We start from the raw sequence: 16,831 nt of genomic DNA on the forward strand, positions 1-16,831 counted from the left end.
ACGGGATGCAGCGCCGCCGGAGTTCAGGAGTCCGCCCAGCGGCGCAGCAGGTTGTGATAAACCCCGGTCAGGCCGATCACCGATTCATGCGCCTGGCCGAGTTCCTGCGCCACCTGGCGGATACGCGCGTCCAGCTCGAACAGCAGCGCGCGCTGGCCATCGTCGCGCACCATGCTCTGGATCCAGAAGAACGATGACACCCGCGCCCCGCGCGTGACCGGCGTCACGTGGTGGATGCTGGTGGCCGGGTACAGCACCATATGCCCGGCCGGCAGCTTCACGCGCTGCTGGCCGTAGGTGTCCTCGATCACCAGTTCGCCGCCGTCGTATTCGTCTGGCTCGGTCAGGAACAGCGTCGCCGACAGGTCGCAGCGGATACGGAAGCTGGTGCCGCGCAGGTAGCGGATCGCGTTGTCGACATGGTTGGCAAAGGTATGCCCGCCTTCATAGCGGTTGAACAGCGGCGGATAGACCTTCAGCGGCAGCGCCGCCGAGAAGAACAGCGCGTTGTTGCCGAGCGCGTCCTGGATCAGGTCGCCCACCTGGCGCGCCGCGGCGAGCCCTCCGGCAACTGCAGGTTGCGCTTGGCCAGCGCCGACTGGTAGCCCGAGGTCTCATTGCCGTCGGCCCACGCCGCCGCGTCGACGACCTGCCGGACTTGCGCCACCTGGCGCCTTGGACAGTACGTCGGGAATCTGCAGCATCATGATGGCAATAATGTCGGGATGAATCGGGCAGGTGCACATTGTATGGGAAGCGCGGCAGGGACCCGAACAAGAATCATTACCGTTTGATCCTGTGCAGGCGGCGGCTTCACTACAATGGGTTCTGTATCCCCGTCACCGACAAGGAGCCGACATGTCCGAACCGCTACACGATGAAGCGCTGGTCAATCTCTACCTGGAACGCATCTCGGCTCTCTCGGTGAGCGCCTTCGATGGTGCCGATGTCAGCGGCGAGCTCGATGCGGTGATGCGCGAAGCGGTAACCAAGTGCCAGGCCGCGGGCGGGCCGCAGGCGCACGGAACACTGACGGTGCTGGCCACGCGGCTGCGTGAGCATGCCGACGCCGCGGAGCGTGAAGACCAGCCGCTGGTGCGCGATACCTTCAGGCGTGCGGCGGAACTGGTGCGCACCTAGTGGTGCCAGCGCACGAACGCTGCAAGGCATGCCTTTGGGTTGCGCGGAATGACATCGGAGCAGTGAGTGAGTCAGGCCGGACGGCCTTGAGAACAACGCCTTGAAGGACTGCGGCGAATGCCGCTGGATACTGATATAAGGCGTTGGTTGCGGGGGCAGGACTTGAACCTGCGACCTTCGGGTTATGAGCCCGACGAGCTGCCAACTGCTCCACCCCGCGTCTGAAGGAGACGGATTATGGGTGATTCATCCGCGCATGGCAAGCGCTATTTTGCCGTGCGCATGAAATCGTTCGCTCGTGCCTCGCGCCATCATGCAATGCGCCTGACTTTGCCGTCCGGTTCGTGCGTTGCAAGCAAGGCTTCGACATAGCGATTGACGTGTTCGAGCGCCTCGAGCTTGGTGTCGAACGGCTGGTTGGGAAACGGGTTGTGCCGCCTCGCGAGAATCTGACCGTCGGTGCGGCGCATGATCTCGATCAGGATGGCCCACTTGGACCTGGGCAGCGCAATCACTTCATAGACGATCTTGTAGCCTGCATATTCCGGCATGGCGGGGGGCACTCCGTTCTGCTGCAATGGCGAGCGAGACTTCGCTCGCTTCATTTCCAGCGTAGGAGTGCCGCGCAGGATCAAGAATGATCCGCGTCAATAGCAATAGATCACGGCATGATATAAGCCGTTGCGCCAACCACAATGACGCGCAACCCTTATTCGGCGGGCCCGAGCAGTCGGTCCACCAGGGCATAGCCCGCGCCGAAGGCAGCCACCTCCGCCGCATGGCGCGTGGCGAACTGCTGCGGGCCGCTGGCAAGCAACTCGGTATCGCCCGCGTCGGCCGGGTCGGCGCCTTCCTGCGACACGCGGACTTCATAGCCCCAACGGCCGATGCTGTCCTGCCCGTGCGGCGATACCAGGACATAGACATCCATGCCGCGGTACTCTTCAACGCGCCACTCTGCGTTTTCCATGCGCTCAGCTCCCAGGGTCGAGGTTGTGCCTGATTCGAGCCTAGGAGGCCGCACGCGCGACCGCAAGGCGTGACGCAGCAATCGCAGGTTTGCGTGGGTGCAGACGGAAAGCGGGAACGGTAGCCGCGGCGCGCAAGTCGAACGGCACGACGGCGAAAGGACGGAAACGAAAAAGGGCTTCCGTTTCCGGAAGCCCTCTTCTTTCTGCATAGGTGGCGCGGCTGGCAGGATTCGAACCCACGACCCCTTGGTTCGTAGCCAAGTACTCTATCCAACTGAGCTACAGCCGCACGCGAGAAAAAGATTATAACCCAGTTTTTATTTTTGGGAAGCCCCTTCGCAACTTTTTTGTGATCTTTCTTTGGAAGGGGTGCAGCAGATGCCCGCCGGCGAGGTTCGCCTGTGGCGTTTTCCTATAATGACAGATCCAAGAAGTGATCCGGAACATGAACAAGGCATTTGTCAAAGAGTCGTCCGGCGACGAGGACGACGACCTCCCCGAAGGCGCAACGCCGCTACCTCCCGGCACCAAGAACTACATCACCGCCGAAGGCTACAACCGCCTGCGCAATGAGCTGATGCAGCTGATCGACGTCGACCGGCCCGATGTAGTGCAGATCGTGTCGTGGGCGGCCTCCAATGGCGACCGCTCGGAGAATGGCGACTATCTCTACGGCAAGAAGCGCCTGCGCGAGATCGACCGCCGCATCCGCTTCCTGACGCGCCGCCTCGACAAGGCGGAAGTGGTCGACCCGTCGCTGCAGGGCGACAACGACCAGATCTTCTTCGGCGCCACCGTCACCTACGCCAATCGTGCCGGCGAAGAAACCACCATCACCATCGTCGGCATGGATGAAGTCGACCTGGACAGCAACCACGTGAGCTGGATCTCGCCGATCGCCAAGGCGCTGATCAAGGCGCGCGAGGGCGACACCGTGGCGCTGCGCACGCCGGCCGGGGTCGAGCAGATCGATATCCTGGAAGTCCGCTACCCGTCGCGGAAACAATAGCCTGGAGTGGAGGCCGTTTTAGGGCGGCCCTGGCTAGGCGTGCGGCCGCAGACAGTACAAGTAGCACGGCAAGGCCGCACAACGACGCCAGGGCCGTCCTAGAACGGCCTCCTAGCCGTCGTTGCGGTCGCGGAATATCCGGATGACGTCCGGGTTGCGGCGCAGCCCGCGCATCACGTTGGCCAGGTGCAGGCGGTTCTGCACCTGGATGATAAACTGCATATAGGTGGCTTCCTGGTGGCCGGCGTCCTGCTGCTCCATGGCCACGTGCGCGACGTTGGCGTCGGCGGCGGTCAGGTCGGCAGCCACGCGCGCAACGATGCCCTTGACGTTGCGCACCATCACCTTGATCGACACGTCGAAGGCGCGCGTGGTCTTCTTGGCCCACATCACGTCGATCCAGTGCTCCGGATCCTTGCTGTGCAGGCGCTTGGCGATCTTGCAGTCCTGCACGTGGATCTGCAGCCCTTCGCCCTTGCCCAGGTAGCCAACGATGGAGTCGCCCGGGATCGGGCGGCAGCACGCCGAGAAGATCATCGACATGCCTTCGTCGCCGGTGATCGGCACCGCGGGCGCTTCTTCGCCGGCGAAGGTCTGCACCGCCGCCAGCAGCGCGCTGTCGACATCGCCGGACAGCTCCTGGAGCAGGATCTCCATGCGCTTGGCCACCACCGCCGGCACGCGCCGGCCCAGTGCCAGGTCGGCAAAGATGTCTTCGCGCTGCTTGTTGCCGGTCCACTGCACCATGCGGTCCCACACCGACTGCGGCACCGCCTTGAGCTCGAAGCCGAGCTGGCGCGCCGACTGTTCCAGCAGGCGCTCGCCAAGCTGGATGGCTTCGTCGAGCTTGGTGGTCTTCAGGTAGTGGCGGATCGCCGCGCGCGCCTTGCCGGTGCGCACGAACGACAGCCACGCCGGATTGGGCTTGGAGTACGGCGCCGTCACCACCTCGACGATATCGCCGCTCTTGAGCTCGGTGCGCAGCGGCAACATCTCGTTGTTGATCTTGACCGCGACGCACTGGTTGCCCAGGTCGCTGTGCACCGCGTAGGCAAAGTCCAGCGCGGTGGCGCCGCGCGGCAGCGCGCGGATATGGCCCTTGGGCGTGAACACGTAGACCGCATCCGGGAACAGGTCGATCTTGACGTGCTCGAGGAATTCCTGCGAATCGCCGGTCTGGCTCTGGATATCGAGCAGCGACTGCAGCCACTGGTGCGCCTGCTGCTGGATATCGTTGGCGTGATCGGCCTGGTGCTTGTACATCCAGTGCGCGGCCACGCCGGCCTCGGCGATCTGGTGCATGTCGCGCGTGCGGATCTGGAACTCCACCGGCGTGCCGAACGGACCCACCAGCGTGGTGTGCAGCGACTGGTAGCCGTTGATCTTGGGGATGGCGATGTAGTCCTTGAACTTGCCGGGCATGGGCTTGTACAGCCCATGCAGCGCGCCCATCGCCATGTAGCAGTGCATCTGCGTTTCCACCACCACGCGGAAACCATATACGTCCAGCACCTGCGAGAACGACAGCTGCTTGTCGTGCATCTTGCGGTAGATGCTGTAGAGCGTTTTCTCGCGCCCGGACAGTTCGGCCACGATGCCGGCGTCGGCCAGCCCCTTCTGCGCGGCTTCCAGGATACGCTTGACCACCTCGCGGCGGTTGCCGCGCGCGGCCTTGACGGCTTTTTCCAGCGTGGCGTAGCGGAACGGCGAGCCGACCTTGAAGGACAGCTCCTGCAGCTCGCGGTAGATCGTGTTGAGACCGAGACGGTGCGCGATCGGCGCATAGATCTCCATGGTCTCCAGCGCGATGCGGCGGCGCTTCTCCGGCGGGACGAAGTCGAGCGTGCGCATGTTGTGCGTACGGTCGGCCAGCTTCACCAGGATCACGCGCACGTCGCGCGCCATCGCCAGCAGCATCTTGCGGAAGCTCTCCGCCTGCGCCTGCTCGCGGCTCTGGAATTCGAGCTTGTCCAATTTGGTCAGGCCGTCGACCAGTTCGGCGACCTTGGGGCCGAATTTCTCGACCAGCTCGCTCTTGGTGATGCCCTGGTCTTCCATCACGTCGTGCAGCAGCGCCGCCATGATGGACTGCACATCCAGCTTCCAGTCCGCGCACAGCTCGGCCACCGCCACCGGATGGGTGATGTAGGGCTCACCGCTCTGGCGGTACTGGCCCAGGTGGGCTTCGTCGGAAAACTGGAAGGCCTCGCGCACGCGCGCCAGGTCGGGCGCCTTCAGGTACGCGAGTTTCTCCATCAGCCGGGTGATGGAGATGACCTGCTGGCGCGGCGGCACCGCCGGCTGCGAGGTCGGGCCGAAGAAGTGCCGGTATGACTGCGCCAGCACTGCGTCGATAAACAGGCTGTCAGCCGCCGGCGCCACATCCTGCATCGCGGCCAGCTCGTCCTGCAGCGCCGCGCCCCTGGACTTGCCCGGCGCCAGCGCGGGCGCGACGGCACGCTCGCCGACGACATCGTCGCCGAGCGGATCGGGAAGATTGGGAGCGCCGGTGCGCGCGTTCACGGAGGGCTGGCCCGGAATGGTGCGCTTAGGCGCCGTAGGCGGGGCCGCATCGCCAAGCGCCGGCGCCACGGCAGTCGGCGACGGCTGGGAGGGAGGCTTGGAGGGCGAATGCGGCGAAGGCATGGCGGCGGCCCCTGGAATCCGGCTGGATACGTGCTGGCACGATGCGAGGATAAGCCATGGGCCGCCTGACCAATCAGGTCGGGACCTTCTTCAGCATCTCGATGCCGACCTGGCCCGACGCGATCTCGCGCAGTGCCACCACGGTCGGCTTGTCCTTTGCTTCGACTTTGGGCGTGTGGCCCTGCACCAGCTGACGGGCACGATACGTGGCCGCCAGCGCGAGCTCGAAGCGATTCGGAATGTGTTTCAGACAATCTTCGACGGTAATACGCGCCATATCAAATCCACCTTGGGACAAAACCTTACGTTGGGTTGCTATTTTACAGCACGCGGCGGAAAACGCCGGCGGCGCCCCGCGCGGCTGTCATCGGCAGGCATCGGCTCAGTGGATGCCCAGCTCGATAAACAGCTCCGTATGCCGTGCTTTCTGCGAGGAAAACCGCAGCCGCGTGGCGCTGATCACGTTGCGCAACTGCTCCAGAGCATCGTCGAAGACCTCATTGATGATGACGTAGTCCGACTCCGAGGCGTGGGCCATTTCACTGCCCGCCGCCAGCAGCCGGCGCACGATCACATTGGGCTCGTCCTGGCCGCGTTTTTTCAGGCGCTCTTCCAGCGCCGTCAGCGACGGCGGCAGGATGAAGATCTCGACCGCGTTGGAAAAGCGCTGGTGCACCTGCTGCGCGCCCTGCCAGTCGATTTCCAGCAGCACGTCGTTGCCCTGCGCCATCTGCTGCTCGATCCACACGCGCGAGGTCGCATAGTAGTTGCCGTGGACCTCGGCCCATTCCAGGAAGTCGCCGCGGTCGCGCGCGGCGCGGAACGCGTCGACCGTGACGAAGTGGTACTCGCGCCCGTCCTGCTCGCCCGGGCGCGGGGCGCGCGTGGTGTGCGAGATCGACAGGCGGATGGCCGGGTCCTGCGACAGCAACTTGTTGACCAGCGTCGACTTGCCGGCTCCTGACGGCGCCACCACCATGAAGAGGTTGCCGGGGTAGACGGTATCGATGGCAGTGTGTGGCGCGGATTGAGGCGTTGGGCTCATGATGATTCTTTGGTGATTCCTGAGGCTGTCTTTATTCGAGATTCTGGACCTGTTCGCGCATCTGCTCGATCAGCAGCTTGAGCTCCATCGAGGCATCGGCCAGTTCCTTGGCGGCGGCCTTGGAGCCAAGCGTGTTGGCCTCGCGGTTGAGCTCCTGCATCATGAAGTCCAGGCGCTTGCCGGCCTGGCCGCCCTTCTTCAGGATATGCCGGGTCTCGTTCAGGTGCGCCTGCAGCCGCGACAGCTCTTCGGCGATGTCGATGCGGATGCCGTAGACGGTGGCTTCCTGGCGGATGCGCTCGGCGATCTCGTCGCGGCTCATCGACGGCATGCCGGTGGGCGCGGCCAGGTTGAAGGCTTCCTGCAGGCGCTCGGTCAGCTTTTCCTGGTGGTGCGCGATCAGCTGCGGGATGGTCGGCGTCAGGCGCTCGACGATCGCCAGCATGGCGTCGATGCGCTCCATCAGCGTCGCCTTGAGCGCGTCGCCTTCGCGGCGGCGGGCTTCCAGCAGCTGGTCCAGCGCCTCGCGCGCGGCGCCCAGCACCGCCTCGCGCAGTGCCTCCTGCGACAGTTCCGGCTCGACCAGCACGCCCGGCCAGCGCAGGATCTCGCCCATGCGCAGGGTGCCGGCGCTGGCGAAGGTGGCGGCGACGGTGGTTTCCAGCGCGCGGATCTGCGCCAGCAGCCCCTCATTGAGGGCCAGGGTGGCGCCGCCGGTGTCGGTGCGCTGCAGGTTGATGCGGCACTCCAGCTTGCCGCGCGACAGCTCCGCCATCAGCATCTCACGCAGGGCCGGCTCGAACGCGCGGCACTCTTCCGGGGCCCGGAACAACAGGTCGAGGAAACGCGAATTGACAGTGCGGAATTCCACCGAAACGGACGCGGAGCGCCCGCTGGGCTCGCCTTGCGCGTTGGTCAATGGCGCCTGGCGCGTCGCCAGGCCATAGCCTGTCATGCTGTGGATCATTGGATGTTCTCGTGAATGGCGGCGGCCCCGGGCTGCTGGCGACCGGCGGGTCCCGCCTCGAGCGCCCCGTACGGGATTCCGGGGAGCTCTCAATACGTTGAAAGGAGGGCAACAATGCCCTTATTTGTGTTCTTTACAAGTGACCGATTAGCCCGGACAATCCGGAGGCAAATCAGGTCCCTATTCCCATGACAGAGCCAAAGGGCACGACACAACCGAAGAGTGCACCGCTGCCCGTCGGCACGCTGTTGTCCAACTATCGTATTGTAAAGAAGTTGGCCAGCGGGGGGTTCAGTTTCGTCTACCTGGCCACCGACGATACCGGCGCACCGGTTGCCATCAAGGAATACCTGCCGGCGTCGCTGGCGCGGCGCAACCCGGGCGAACTGATCCCCGTGGTGCCCGAGGAAAACGCCGCCGCGTTCCGGCTGGGCCTGAAGTACTTCTTTGAAGAGGGCCGCTCGCTGGCCCGCATCTCCCATCCCAGCGTGGTGCGCGTGGTGAATTTCTTCCGCGAGAACTCCACCGTCTACATGGTGATGAACTACGAGCTCGGCAAGACGCTGCAGGAGCACGTGCTGGCCGCCCGGCAGCAAGGCGGCCCCAAGGTGCTGCGCGAGCATTTCATGCGCAAGGTCTTCCACGACCTGATGAGCGGCCTGCGCGAGGTCCATATCCACAAGCTGCTGCACCTGGACATCAAGCCCGGCAACATCTACCTGCGCGAGGACGAATCCCCGATCCTGCTGGATTTTGGCGCCGCGCGGCAGACCCTGACGATGGAAGCGGCCCGCTTCCAGCCGATGTACACCCCCGGCTTTGCCGCGCCCGAGCTCTATGGCAAGCATTCCGACCTGGGCCCGTGGACCGATGTCTACAGCCTGGGCGCCACGCTCTATGCCTGCATGGCCGGCATGCCGCCGCAGGAAGCCAACCAGCGTGAAAAGGAAGACCGCATGGGCGATGCCCTGGCGCGGCTGCGCAGCAGCTACACCAACGGGCTGGTGGACCTGGTCGAATGGTGCCTGCGGCTGACGCCGGCCGAGCGCCCGCAGAGCGTGTTCCGGCTGCAGAAGGAGTTGCGCGAGCAGACCAACGCCCTCGGCGAACAGGCGCTGGCGCCGCAGACGCAAGCCCCGGCCCTGGCGCCGGCGGAGCGGCCCGCGGCGACCTCGCGCTTCCTGACCCTGCTGCGCCGGCGTGACGAACCCGTCCCCGGCGCGAGCGTCGACTGAATCACAAATCTGGCGCCCCGCTTGCGGCCAGTCCACTGAATTCCCTGAAAGCCAACATGCGATTCTCTGTCTACCAGGAAAGCAGGAAAGGCGGCCGCCGCGTCAACCAGGACCGCATGGGCTATTGCTTCACGCGCGACGCGCTGCTGATGGTGCTGGCCGACGGCCTGGGCGGCCATGCGCACGGCGAGGTCGCCGCGCAGCAGGCGCTGCAGACGCTGGCGCGCCAGTTCCAGGTGCAGGCGCGGCCCACGGTGCGCAACCCGGCCGAGTTCCTGCAGGACACCATCATGCTGGCCCACCGCGAGATCCACCGCTATGCCGAGGCCAACCAGATGGCGGACGTGCCGCGCACCACGGTGGTCTGCTGCCTTGTGCAGCAGGGCCAGATCTACTGGGCCCATGCCGGCGACTCGCGCTATTACCTGCTGCGCAAGGGCCGGCTGCTGACGCGCACGCGCGACCACTCCAAGATCGAGAACCTGCTGCAGCAGGAACGCGTGCTGCCGATGCATGTGGCCAACCACCCGGAGCGCAACAAGCTCTACAACTGCCTGGGCTCGCCCAACCTGCCGCTGATCGACCTGGGCGGCCCGGTGCGGCTGGAGCCGGGCGACGTGGCCCTGCTCTGCTCCGACGGCCTGTGGGGCGCGCTCGAAGAGCCCGCGCTGGTGGACAAGCTGTCGCGCCTGTCGGTGGTGCAGGCGGTGCCGGCGCTGATCGAGCAGGCGCTGCAGAACGCCGGCGAAGGTGCCGACAACACCACCGGCATCGCCATGATGTGGGAACTGGACAGCAATGCGGCGGGGCAGGATTCGGTCATGACCGACACCCTGCCGCTGAACGCCTTCACCACCTCGATCCTGGAGCGCACCGGCACTGACAGCGACCTGCTGTCCGAAGAGGAGATCGAGCGCTCGATCGCAGAGATCCGCGCCGCCATCGACAAGACCAGCAACCTGATGCGGTAATGCCCTCCCCGCGTGCGATGCGGCGCTCAAGGGCTGGCGGCGTTAGAATCGCGGTCTCTCCCCGATTCGGACAAACCATCCCATGCGACCCAGCGGCCGCGCAGCCGATGCGCTGCGTTCCATCAGCCTTACCCGCCACTACACCCGCCACGCCGAAGGCTCTGTCCTGTGTGCCTTTGGCGACACCAAGGTGCTTTGCACCGCCAGCGTGCTGGCCAAGGTGCCGCCGCACAAGAAGGGCAGCGGCGAAGGCTGGGTCACGGCCGAATACGGCATGCTGCCGCGCGCCACGCATACCCGCTCTGACCGCGAGGCCGCGCGCGGCAAGCAGACCGGCCGCACCCAGGAAATCCAGCGCCTGATCGGCCGCGCCATGCGCTCGGTGTTCGACCTGGCGGCGCTGGGTGAATACACCGTCCACCTGGACTGCGACGTGCTGCAGGCCGACGGCGGCACCCGCACCGCGGCCATTACGGGCGCCTTTGTCGCCGCCCATGACGCGGTTTCGACCATGCTGCGCGACGGCCTGATCGCGGCCAGCCCGATCCGCGACCATGTTGCCGCGGTCTCGGTCGGCATGGTCGACGGCGTGCCGGTGCTGGACCTGGACTACGCCGAGGACAGCAGCTGCGACACCGACATGAACGTGGTCATGACCGGCAGCGGCGGCTTTGTCGAGGTGCAGGGCACCGCCGAAGGCGCACCGTTCAGCCGCGCCGACCTGGACGCCATGACGCGCCTGGCCGAAGCCGGCATCGCCCGCCTGGTGCAGCACCAGCGCGAAGCGCTCGGCCTGGCCTGAGCAGCGGGACCCGCGATGCAACGCCTGGTACTGGCTTCCAACAACGCCGGCAAGCTGCGCGAATTCGGCGCGCTGCTGGCCCCGCTCGGCTTTGACGTGGTGCCCCAGGGCGAACTGGGCATTCCCGAGGCCGAAGAGCCCTTTGCCACCTTCGTCGAGAACGCGCTGGCCAAGGCCCGCCATGCCAGCCGGCTGGCCGGGCTGCCCGCGCTGGCCGACGATTCCGGCATCTGCGTGCAGGCGCTGGACGGCGCGCCCGGCGTCTATTCCGCGCGCTATGCGCAGATGGCCGGGCAGGCCAGGTCGGATGCCGCCAACAATGCGCACCTGGTCTCGCAACTGGCCGGCAAGCTGAACCGCCACGCGCACTACTACTGCGTGCTGGTGTTCGTGCGCCATGCCGAAGACCCCTGCCCGATCATTGCCGAAGGCCTCTGGCACGGCGAGGTCGTCGACGCGCCGCGCGGCGCGGGCGGCTTTGGCTACGACCCGCACTTCCTGCTGCCGCACCTGGGCAAGACCGCCGCCGAGCTATCGCCCGAAGAGAAGAACACGGTCAGCCACCGGGCCCAGGCGCTGCGCGCACTGGTGGCACGGCTGCAGGCCGATGCCGCGCAAAGCGCCACCCGATGATCCCGATCGTACCGGTCTCCGCGTCCGTGCCCGTGGACAGCAAGCAGCTCTGGCTCAAGCCCGGGCAGATCAGCCTGCCCGGCTCGCCGCCGCTGTCGCTGTACGTGCATATCCCGTGGTGCGTGCGCAAGTGCCCGTATTGCGATTTCAACTCGCACGCCGCACCCGGCGCCGACAACCACGAGATCCCGGAAGACATCTACCTGGACGCGCTGCGCGCGGACCTGGAGCAGTCGCTGCCGCTGGTGTGGGGCCGGCCGGTGCATACGGTCTTTATCGGCGGCGGCACGCCCAGCCTGCTGTCGGCGGCAGGCATGGACCGGCTGCTGTCGGATATCCGCGCGCTGCTGCCGCTGGATGCCGACGCCGAGATCACGATGGAGGCCAACCCCGGCACCTTCGAGGCCGACAAGTTCGCCAGCTACCGCGCCAGCGGCATCAACCGGCTGTCGATCGGCATCCAGAGCTTCAACGACCGGCACCTCCAGGCGCTCGGGCGCATCCACGGCGGTGCCGAAGCGCGCAAGGCGATCGACATCGCCCAGGCCAGCTTCGACAACATCAACCTGGACCTGATGTACGCCCTGCCCGGCCAGACGCTGGATGAATGCCGGCAGGATGTGGAAGCCGCGCTGTCGTACGGCACCACGCACCTGTCGCTGTACCACCTGACGCTGGAGCCCAACACCCTCTTCGCCAAATTCCCGCCGGCGCTGCCGGACGACGACAGCGCGTACGAGATGCAGGACTGGATCGAAGCGCGCACCGCTCAGGCCGGCTACCGGCACTACGAAACCTCTGCGTACGCAAAGCCGCATCGCGAGGCGCGCCACAACCTGAACTACTGGCGCTTCGGCGACTACCTCGGCATCGGCGCCGGCGCGCACGGCAAGCTGTCGTTCCCGCATCGGATACTGCGCCAGATGCGGCACAAGCATCCGGCCACCTACATGGAGCGGGCGCTGGCCGGCAATGCCGTGCAGGAAGCGCGCGATGTCGGCGCCGACGAGCTGCCGTTCGAGTTCATGCTCAACGCGCTGCGCCTGACCGACGGCGTGCCGGCATCGAGCTTCCACGACTACACCGGGCTGCCGCTGCATACCATCAGCAAGCAGCTGGCCGAGGCGGAAAAGAAGGGGCTGCTGGAAGCGGACCTGACCACCATCCGCGCCACCGAGCTGGGCCGGCGCTTCCTCAACGACCTGCAGGAGATGTTCCTGAAGGACTGAGCGCCGACGGGCACCGGTACAAAAAAAAGCCACGCGATGCGTGGCCTTTTACATGCTGGCAAACGTCAGGCTGGCATGTCAGTACGGCGTTGCCATGTCATTGGCCACGCGTGCGCGCATGCCCACCTGCAGGTTGCCCAGGCTCGACTGGGTCACCGTGGCGATGCGGCCATCATCCAGGCGCACGTTGACGCGGTACGCGGTCTGGGTGTTGCTGCCCGCGCGCTTCTCGATCTGGTTGCCGGCCACGGCGCCGACCACGGCACCGCCGATGGTCGCCGCGGTCTGCCCGCGTCCGCCGCCGATCTGGTGGCCCAGCAGGCCACCGGCCGCACCGCCGATCACGGTGCCGAGCAGGCCCGAGCTGCCTTGCGTACTGGTGATCGGTTCAATCGATTCCACGCGGCCGTAGTACACCGCGCCAGCCGGGGCCTGCGAGGTGTTGGGAGTCTGGTACCCCGGAGGCGGGGCGTTGTAGCCGGTGTTGTAGCCGCTGTCATACGGAGCGGCACAACCGGCCAGCACAGCCGCTGCAGCCACCGGAACGATCAGCCATTTCTTGCTATGGATTCGCATTTTGAGTTCTCCTCTGTTGCCAGGCGAAAGCCGGGGATGCGGCACACACCGCGCCATCCGGCACGACAATATGAGCGATGCCGGCGTGTGAAGGTTCCGTAATGTCAGACAGACGCCGACATCCGCGGCAGCGGATGTGGCAGGAAGTTTACGCGCGCTTGCGTGCCGCAACACAAGACCACCATCGATCCACGCGAGCCTTGTATAATGCGCGGCCTGACCGTCGGGTCTGCAGGCGGCAGCGCGCCGGGCCCATGCCCTTTCGCGCTACAATGCCCGCACTTCCAGGAAGCGTGGCCGAGTGGTTTAAGGCAGCAGTCTTGAAAACTGCCGATGGGGTGACCCATCCGTGAGTTCGAATCTCACCGCTTCCGCCAGACAAGAGAAACGGCCCGCACCAGTAACTGGTGCGGGCCGTTCTTCATTAGAGATCGCCGTGCAGGTCTTGCGTCAGCAGACGGTACGCCTCGGCTTCTGAAATCCTGAGCCGGTACTTGCACGCCAGCACGCGCGCCAGGCCATGCGCCGCGCCCGGCGGGCTGTGCCGCAATTGTTCGCGGTAGGCCTCCACTTCATAGCGCAGGCGCCAGCGCCGGCTGGCCAGGTAGAGCACGCCCATCAGGCCCCAGCTGCGCCAGAACTGGCGCACATGCACCTTCTCATGCTCGATCAGCGCCTGGCTGGCGCCGGGGCGCAGCAGGATCAGCGGACCGGGCGTGAAGCCGTCAAACCCGCGCGGTATCAGCCAGCGGGTTTCGACGACCAGGCACAAGGGCGAGCGGCAATAGCGGAGCATGCACCTAGCATAGCGCGGATGCCGCCGCCCTGCCGCTGGCTCAGGCCGCCGCCCGCAGCGGCGCGGAAGCGGAGGCGGCCAGCACCCCGGCCTGCCCGCGCGAACGTCCCGAGCTCAGGTACCCTGCGATCGATTCCTGCGTGACCTCGCCCAGGTAGGCGCCGTCCGCGCCCATCACCGGCAGCCAGCTGGTGTTGTGCTGGTACATGCGCGACAGCACGATGCGCAGGTGCTCGTCGAAGGCCGCGGTGACGGCGAACGGGCGCATCACGTCGCTGCACTGCCCCTTGCCGGATCGCGCATCGCGGCGCGTGACGTAGCCCAGCGCGACCTGGGCGTCGTCCACCACCGGCAGGTGGCGCACGTCGGCATCGTCCATCACGCCCAGCGCTTCGGCCAGCGGCATGTCGGGGCGGCAGCTCGGCGGCATGGTGGCGGCGTCGCCGGCGCGCACCAGCAGCAGTCGCTTGAGGGTGTTGTCATGTCCGACGAAGGCCTGCACGAACTCATCGGCCGGATGCGCCAGCAGCGCGTCGGGATGGTCGAACTGCACCAGCTTGCCGCGGCGGAACACCGCCACCTTGTCGGCCAGCTTGATCGCTTCGTCGATATCGTGCGAGACCATGATCACGGTCTTGCCGAGCTGGCGCTGCATCTGCAGGAATTCGTTCTGGATGCTCTCGCGGTTGATCGGGTCGACCGCGCCGAAGGGCTCGTCCATCAGCAGCAGCGGCGCGTCGGCCGCCAGCGCGCGGATCACGCCGATGCGCTGCTGCTGCCCGCCGGAGAGCTCGCGCGGATAGCGCTTCAGCAGCCGGTTGGGATCGAGCTGCACCATCGCCATCAGCTCGCGCGCGCGCTCGCGGCATTGCTTCTTGTCCCAGCCGAGCAGGCGCGGCACCACCATGATGTTCTCTTCGATGGTCATGTTGGGGAACAGGCCGATCTGCTGAATTACGTAGCCGATCTTGCGGCGCAGGGTCACGCCGTCAAGGCCGCGCGTATCCTCGCCCTCGATGCGCACCGTGCCCGAGGTCGGCTCGATCAGCCGGTTGATCATCTTCAGCGTGGTGGTCTTGCCGCAGCCCGAGGGGCCGAGGAAGACGCAGATCTCGCCGCGCGGCACCGTCAGCGACACGGTGTCGACGGCGCGCGTTTCGGTGCCGTCTTTCTGCGGGAAGGACTTGGTGAGTTGGTCGAGTTCGATCATATGCGGATTCCCTTTGGCGTCAGTGCCCGCTGCAACCACTGCAGGAAGGCGTCCGCCACGATGGCGAGCAGGCTGACCAGGACCGCGCCCACGGCCAGCTTGCTCATGTTGCTCTGGCTGATCGCCTGCAGGATCAGCACCCCAAGGCCACCCGCGCCGATGATGGCGGCAATGGTGGCAACCCCGATATTCATCACCACGGCGGTACGCACGCCGCCGAGGATCACCGGCACCGCCAGCGGCAGGTCCACCAGCCGCATGCGTTGCCAGGCGGTCATGCCGATGCCGCGCCCCGCTTCCTGGATGCCGGGGTCGACATTGGCCAGCGCGGTGTAGGTGTTGCGCATGATCGGCAGCAGCGAGTACAGGAACACCGCCGTCACCGCGGGCACGTAGCCGAGCGCATGGCCGAAGCGCGCGAAGATCGGGATCATCAGCCCGAACAGCGCGATCGACGGCAGCGTCAGCACGATCGTCGCCAGCGCCAGCAGCGGCGTGGCCAGCGCGCGGAAGCGCGTGATCACGATGCCCATTGGCACCCCGATCAGGATCGCCAGCCCCACTGCCGAGCCCACCAGCGCCAGGTGCTCGCCGGTCATTTTCAGCAGCGTGGGCCAGCTGTGCTGCAGGTAAGAGAACAAGTCCATGCGGCCTCCCTCAGATCAGTCCGTGGCTGCGCAGGAAGTCCTCCGCGACCTTGTCCACCGGCTGCTGGCCGATGTCCACCTTGTAGTTCATGTCGGTCATGCTCTCGTTGTCGAGCTTGGCAGCGAGTGCATTGAGCAGGCCGGCCAGTTCCGGATGCTTGTCGAGCACCGGCTTGCGCACCACCGGCACCGCGTTGTACGGCGGGAAGAAGTGCAGGTCGTCTTCCAGCAGCACCAGGTCGAAGCCCTTGACGCGGCCGTCGGTCGCATAGACCAGGCCCAGCTCCACCTGGTTGTTCTTCAGTGCGGTGTAGACCAGGCCCGGGTCGAGCTGGATCACGTCGCGGCGCGAGAACGGCAGCTTGTACAGCGCCTTGAGCGGCTCCAGGCCGTCCGGGCGCGCAGCGAATTCCATGTCGACCGCGAACGGGTGGCTGGCGTCGGAGCCGGCGCGGCGCATCTGCTCGGCAAAGCCCGACAGCGTGGTCACGCCGCTGGCCGCGCGTTCCTTTGGCATCGCCAGCGCATAGGTGTTGTTGATGTTCGAGGCATCGAGCCACACCAGCCCGCGCGCGCCGTCCATCTGCTTGACGCGCTCGTAGCTTTCCCTGGCGCCGAGTTTTTCCTGGACCTTGTTGAACACGATCAGCGCGGTGCCGGTGTAGTCCCACACCACGTCGAGCTGGTTGCTCTCCATCGCCTGGCGCATCAGCGTGCTGCCCAGGCCGGCGGTCAGTTCGGTGGTGAGGCCCTTGGCGCGCAGGTATTTCGAAGTCATCGACGACAGCAGCAGCTGCTCGGTGAAGTTCTTGCCGCCCACGCGGATCGGCGTGGCCTCTGCACGCGCTTCAGGCGCAGTGGCCAGCGCCAGCCCCGCCGCAAAAGCGGTGACGGCAGCCACCACCAGGGCGACGCGCCGGGCACGGCGGCGGATGAATTGCATCTGGTTTTCCA

At 66.1% G+C, this 16,831-nt stretch carries 18 protein-coding genes, 3 tRNA genes and 1 pseudogene; 8 read left to right on the plus strand and 14 right to left on the minus strand.

Going from position 1 to position 16,831, the window contains the following annotated elements; all coding sequences use genetic code 11:
* Positions 1-23: 23 nt before the first annotated feature.
* Positions 24-707 (minus strand): annotated as a pseudogene (locus I6H87_RS02200) (Fe2+-dependent dioxygenase).
* A gap of 151 nt (positions 708-858) precedes the next feature.
* Here I6H87_RS02200 and I6H87_RS02205 point away from each other — a divergent pair.
* The gene (locus I6H87_RS02205) at positions 859-1,140 is read left to right on the plus strand and encodes a hypothetical protein (RefSeq protein ID WP_010809220.1); all 282 of its coding nucleotides are present in this window, start codon (positions 859-861) and stop codon (positions 1,138-1,140) included.
* A gap of 144 nt (positions 1,141-1,284) precedes the next feature.
* Here the strand turns inward: I6H87_RS02205 and I6H87_RS02210 are convergent.
* The 4 genes from I6H87_RS02210 to I6H87_RS02225 form a co-directional block, all read right to left on the minus strand.
* A tRNA-Met gene (locus tag I6H87_RS02210) sits at positions 1,285-1,360 on the minus strand.
* A gap of 91 nt (positions 1,361-1,451) precedes the next feature.
* Positions 1,452-1,775, minus strand: coding sequence for a hypothetical protein (locus tag I6H87_RS02215; protein WP_231881391.1), 324 nt, complete (start codon positions 1,773-1,775; stop codon positions 1,452-1,454).
* Between the two features lie 74 nt (positions 1,776-1,849).
* Positions 1,850-2,110, minus strand: a complete 261-nt coding sequence (locus I6H87_RS02220; protein ID WP_010809222.1) for a hypothetical protein — start codon at positions 2,108-2,110, stop codon at positions 1,850-1,852.
* A gap of 213 nt (positions 2,111-2,323) precedes the next feature.
* Positions 2,324-2,400: transfer RNA gene (locus I6H87_RS02225), tRNA-Arg, on the minus strand.
* 156 nt (positions 2,401-2,556) lie between these two features.
* Here I6H87_RS02225 and greB point away from each other — a divergent pair.
* A complete protein-coding gene (gene greB / locus I6H87_RS02230; protein ID WP_010809223.1) occupies positions 2,557-3,120 on the plus strand; it encodes a transcription elongation factor GreB in 564 nt (187 codons plus the stop codon).
* Between the two features lie 111 nt (positions 3,121-3,231).
* Here the strand turns inward: greB and I6H87_RS02235 are convergent, their stop codons facing one another.
* From I6H87_RS02235 to I6H87_RS02250, 4 genes are all read right to left on the minus strand, one after another.
* On the minus strand, positions 3,232-5,643 hold the full coding sequence (locus I6H87_RS02235) for a RelA/SpoT family protein (RefSeq protein WP_037024397.1): 2,412 nt from the start codon (positions 5,641-5,643) through the stop codon (positions 3,232-3,234).
* 196 nt (positions 5,644-5,839) lie between these two features.
* Positions 5,840-6,043, minus strand: a complete 204-nt coding sequence (rpoZ, locus tag I6H87_RS02240; RefSeq protein ID WP_006578656.1) for a DNA-directed RNA polymerase subunit omega — start codon at positions 6,041-6,043, stop codon at positions 5,840-5,842.
* A gap of 105 nt (positions 6,044-6,148) precedes the next feature.
* The gene (gene gmk / locus I6H87_RS02245; RefSeq protein ID WP_010809225.1) at positions 6,149-6,811 is read right to left on the minus strand and encodes a guanylate kinase; all 663 of its coding nucleotides are present in this window, start codon (positions 6,809-6,811) and stop codon (positions 6,149-6,151) included.
* A gap of 31 nt (positions 6,812-6,842) precedes the next feature.
* Positions 6,843-7,778, minus strand: a complete 936-nt coding sequence (locus I6H87_RS02250; RefSeq protein WP_010809226.1) for a YicC/YloC family endoribonuclease — start codon at positions 7,776-7,778, stop codon at positions 6,843-6,845.
* A 188-nt stretch (positions 7,779-7,966) separates the two neighbouring features.
* Between I6H87_RS02250 and I6H87_RS02255 the strand changes: the two genes are divergently transcribed.
* The 5 genes from I6H87_RS02255 (at position 7,967) to hemW (ending at position 12,648) form a co-directional block, all read left to right on the plus strand.
* Positions 7,967-9,013, plus strand: coding sequence for a serine/threonine protein kinase (locus tag I6H87_RS02255; protein ID WP_011614808.1), 1,047 nt, complete (start codon positions 7,967-7,969; stop codon positions 9,011-9,013).
* A gap of 56 nt (positions 9,014-9,069) precedes the next feature.
* Positions 9,070-9,984, plus strand: a complete 915-nt coding sequence (locus I6H87_RS02260) for a PP2C family protein-serine/threonine phosphatase (RefSeq protein WP_011614807.1) — start codon at positions 9,070-9,072, stop codon at positions 9,982-9,984.
* Positions 9,985-10,066: 82 nt separating this feature from the next.
* Positions 10,067-10,786, plus strand: coding sequence for a ribonuclease PH (gene rph, locus I6H87_RS02265; protein WP_010809229.1), 720 nt, complete (start codon positions 10,067-10,069; stop codon positions 10,784-10,786).
* A gap of 15 nt (positions 10,787-10,801) precedes the next feature.
* The gene (gene rdgB, locus I6H87_RS02270) at positions 10,802-11,419 is read left to right on the plus strand and encodes an RdgB/HAM1 family non-canonical purine NTP pyrophosphatase (protein ID WP_010809230.1); all 618 of its coding nucleotides are present in this window, start codon (positions 10,802-10,804) and stop codon (positions 11,417-11,419) included.
* Complete coding sequence (gene hemW / locus I6H87_RS02275) at positions 11,416-12,648, plus strand: radical SAM family heme chaperone HemW (protein WP_062804639.1); 1,233 nt, start codon at positions 11,416-11,418, stop codon at positions 12,646-12,648. Before rdgB ends, hemW begins: the two co-directional genes overlap by 4 nt.
* A gap of 78 nt (positions 12,649-12,726) precedes the next feature.
* Here hemW and I6H87_RS02280 read toward each other — a convergent pair whose 3' ends face one another.
* Positions 12,727-13,224 (minus strand): outer membrane lipoprotein, encoded by a 498-nt coding sequence (locus I6H87_RS02280; protein ID WP_010809232.1) that lies wholly within the window; start codon positions 13,222-13,224, stop codon positions 12,727-12,729.
* Positions 13,225-13,511: 287 nt separating this feature from the next.
* Here I6H87_RS02280 and I6H87_RS02285 point away from each other — a divergent pair.
* Positions 13,512-13,601, plus strand: a tRNA-Ser gene (locus tag I6H87_RS02285).
* Between the two features lie 47 nt (positions 13,602-13,648).
* On the opposite strand, the gene I6H87_RS02290 is transcribed toward I6H87_RS02285, so the two are convergent.
* From I6H87_RS02290 to I6H87_RS02305, 4 genes are read right to left on the minus strand one after another with little or no spacing between them, the layout of a single operon-like run.
* A complete protein-coding gene (locus I6H87_RS02290) occupies positions 13,649-14,020 on the minus strand; it encodes a hypothetical protein (protein WP_010809233.1) in 372 nt (123 codons plus the stop codon).
* 40 nt (positions 14,021-14,060) lie between these two features.
* On the minus strand, positions 14,061-15,230 hold the full coding sequence (locus I6H87_RS02295) for an osmoprotectant ABC transporter ATP-binding protein OsmV (protein WP_011614805.1): 1,170 nt from the start codon (positions 15,228-15,230) through the stop codon (positions 14,061-14,063).
* Positions 15,227-15,877 carry an ABC transporter permease gene (locus tag I6H87_RS02300; protein ID WP_010809235.1) on the minus strand — a complete coding sequence of 217 codons (651 nt, stop codon included), beginning with the start codon at positions 15,875-15,877 and terminating at the stop codon, positions 15,227-15,229. The genes I6H87_RS02295 and I6H87_RS02300 overlap by 4 nt, the downstream gene beginning before the upstream one ends.
* A gap of 10 nt (positions 15,878-15,887) precedes the next feature.
* The gene (locus I6H87_RS02305) at positions 15,888-16,820 is read right to left on the minus strand and encodes a glycine betaine ABC transporter substrate-binding protein (RefSeq protein ID WP_231881390.1); all 933 of its coding nucleotides are present in this window, start codon (positions 16,818-16,820) and stop codon (positions 15,888-15,890) included.
* Positions 16,821-16,831 lie beyond the last annotated feature (11 nt).

The organism is Cupriavidus necator (genome assembly GCF_016127575.1).
GTDB lineage: Bacteria > Pseudomonadota > Gammaproteobacteria > Burkholderiales > Burkholderiaceae > Cupriavidus > Cupriavidus necator_D.

What these genes read in the sequence shown, in the direction of transcription:
- I6H87_RS02205 (WP_010809220.1), top strand. Translation starts at nt 859, where the DNA reads ATGTCCGAACCGCTACACGATGAAGCGCTGGTCAATCTCTACCTGGAA.
- I6H87_RS02220 (WP_010809222.1), bottom strand. Translation starts at nt 2,110, where the DNA reads ATGGAAAACGCAGAGTGGCGCGTTGAAGAGTACCGCGGCATGGATGTC.
- greB (WP_010809223.1), top strand. Translation starts at nt 2,557, where the DNA reads ATGAACAAGGCATTTGTCAAAGAGTCGTCCGGCGACGAGGACGACGAC.
- rpoZ (WP_006578656.1), bottom strand. Translation starts at nt 6,043, where the DNA reads ATGGCGCGTATTACCGTCGAAGATTGTCTGAAACACATTCCGAATCGC.
- gmk (WP_010809225.1), bottom strand. Translation starts at nt 6,811, where the DNA reads ATGAGCCCAACGCCTCAATCCGCGCCACACACTGCCATCGATACCGTC.
- I6H87_RS02250 (WP_010809226.1), bottom strand. Translation starts at nt 7,778, where the DNA reads ATGATCCACAGCATGACAGGCTATGGCCTGGCGACGCGCCAGGCGCCA.
- I6H87_RS02255 (WP_011614808.1), top strand. Translation starts at nt 7,967, where the DNA reads ATGACAGAGCCAAAGGGCACGACACAACCGAAGAGTGCACCGCTGCCC.
- I6H87_RS02260 (WP_011614807.1), top strand. Translation starts at nt 9,070, where the DNA reads ATGCGATTCTCTGTCTACCAGGAAAGCAGGAAAGGCGGCCGCCGCGTC.
- rph (WP_010809229.1), top strand. Translation starts at nt 10,067, where the DNA reads ATGCGACCCAGCGGCCGCGCAGCCGATGCGCTGCGTTCCATCAGCCTT.
- rdgB (WP_010809230.1), top strand. Translation starts at nt 10,802, where the DNA reads ATGCAACGCCTGGTACTGGCTTCCAACAACGCCGGCAAGCTGCGCGAA.
- hemW (WP_062804639.1), top strand. Translation starts at nt 11,416, where the DNA reads ATGATCCCGATCGTACCGGTCTCCGCGTCCGTGCCCGTGGACAGCAAG.
- I6H87_RS02280 (WP_010809232.1), bottom strand. Translation starts at nt 13,224, where the DNA reads ATGCGAATCCATAGCAAGAAATGGCTGATCGTTCCGGTGGCTGCAGCG.
- I6H87_RS02290 (WP_010809233.1), bottom strand. Translation starts at nt 14,020, where the DNA reads ATGCTCCGCTATTGCCGCTCGCCCTTGTGCCTGGTCGTCGAAACCCGC.
- I6H87_RS02295 (WP_011614805.1), bottom strand. Translation starts at nt 15,230, where the DNA reads ATGATCGAACTCGACCAACTCACCAAGTCCTTCCCGCAGAAAGACGGC.
- I6H87_RS02300 (WP_010809235.1), bottom strand. Translation starts at nt 15,877, where the DNA reads ATGGACTTGTTCTCTTACCTGCAGCACAGCTGGCCCACGCTGCTGAAA.
- I6H87_RS02305 (WP_231881390.1), bottom strand. Translation starts at nt 16,820, where the DNA reads ATGCAATTCATCCGCCGCCGTGCCCGGCGCGTCGCCCTGGTGGTGGCT.